The 1,819-nt window shown below is 38.0% G+C and carries 1 protein-coding gene and 1 pseudogene; both read right to left on the bottom strand.

Annotation, left to right across the window (positions count from 1 at the left end):
• Positions 1-198, bottom strand: a 198-nt coding sequence (locus ACFFHF_RS11935; RefSeq protein WP_377058232.1) for a hypothetical protein, incomplete at its 3' end; no start/stop codon positions are given.
• Positions 199-329: 131 nt separating this feature from the next.
• A pseudogene (locus tag ACFFHF_RS11930) lies at positions 330-1,629 on the bottom strand (IS91 family transposase).
• Positions 1,630-1,819: the final 190 nt, after the last annotated feature.

Genomic DNA, 1,819 nt, shown 5'->3' with positions numbered 1-1,819 from the left:
TTGGATTTTTTCACTAATAATCGTCTTCTTCATTAAATCTTCAGCGTGTTTTGCCTCCTCTGACTCCCAAATCTCCCAACCTACGATTTTTCTACTAAAAATATCGATAATTAAGTAGAGTCGATAAGAAAAACCGGGCAAAAACCGCCCGGTCCTTTTTTGTCTAGTGGATGTCCGATAACTTGTACTCTTTCCCATGTACCCCTTTATAGTACTCCGGGTACATTTCTCCTCCACATTTTTCACATGAAAACATTGGGGGAGTGTTAGGATCACCATCATCCATTAAGTCAAAATCCCTTATAACATGTAACGGGATATCCTCTTTTTCACGACACTCTAAACAAACATAGCTGACGCTCTGTGTCTTTAATAGGCTGGTGTTTTTCTTCTTTTTCTTTCCTTTTTTGCAATGCTTGGATACCGGTGAAATAAGCAATCTCCCTCTCTAAATATCTTTTAGTCGTTTGACATAGTGCCACCTTTATTTCTAGTCTACCATTTTCAAGGCAGACTTCTCCCTTGTATTCATAGAAACACTCACAGTGAGGACAAATAAGTGGATCTTTAGCACCACTAGATACAACTCTCTCCCTCCATGTTTGGCGTCTCAACGTCTTTTTCACTTTGACAATCCATCGTTTAGCTTTTTGTTGCCAAATGCTTAGTACTTTCTTACACAGATTTTTAATTCTTCTAGAATACATTCCATAATGTCTGATTGTCTTAAATTGTTCATCAGGTATATGGCGAATTAACCGACTGATGAATTCCTCTACCGTTACAGTTTCTAACTTTTCCTTTCCATCCGTCTTATCATTGTATTTAAATGTCACATACTGACCGTCATATGCCTCGATCCGATTTATGCCAATTGCAGGGCGACGAATATAACGACCAATATAGCGAAGTTGTTCTTTTACCTTTCCCTTTTGTTTTGGGGCATGCACATAGAAGCCTTCCCCATTGTTAGAGAACGCCTTTTGTAGTCTTTGCTGAACCTTTTTCTTTTCTTTCTCTGAAAGATTTCTTCTAATTAGCTTTAATACAACGGTCTGCCACTGTTTTCGAAGCATTTCAAATGGCAGGAAATCGTACGATTTCCATTCACCTTTCTTAGTTAAACCACCCATTGTAACTAACATATGTACATGGGGATTGAAATTTACTCTTGAACCAAACGTATGAAGTCCTGCAATTATTCCAGGCGTTACCTTTGCCTTTTTTTTCAAAAAACCCAATAATAATTCTAGCAGCTTCATCCATAAAATCTTTCAGTAAATAACGATGAAGTAAGAAGATATCTCGAAGACCTTCATCAATTGTAAAAATGACATGTCTATGATTAACCTGTAATACTTCATCAGTTAATAGACGACTCCACTCCTCACTCTCACCTACTGAACAGGTCGTACAGAACCTTCCCTTACAACGGTATGGAACCTTTCTTACATCATTGCACCCTTCACACACAAATAGCTTAAATCCATTTTTGGGATCTCCACAATCGCGAAATTTTTCAACCTCCTTTATTACGATTGGACGAATTTTAGCTCCGTGCTTTTCTTTGAATGCTTCCCAGTGTTGATGTTCATCAAAAAAGATTTGTCTAAGAATATTCCTCTCCATAAATTGAAAATACCACAGCCCAAAAGACTGCGGTAGACCCAAAATTTATACTTTCTTATCTTTTAAAACAAGCCTTTCACCGGCCCTTTTAACCACGTTATATCCCATGTCCATACCTGGTTTGGGGCTACTGATAAATGACTTTCTGGTAATCTACCCTCGGGCTTTTTGCTTCTTCCCCGATGATTTT

Origin of the sequence: Robertmurraya beringensis (assembly GCF_042433785.1) — a bacterium.
Taxonomy (GTDB): Bacteria; Bacillota; Bacilli; order Bacillales; family Cytobacillaceae; genus Robertmurraya_A; species Robertmurraya_A beringensis.
Note: the sequence above shows the minus strand (reverse complement) of the source record. Positions and strands in the feature narration are given on the sequence as shown.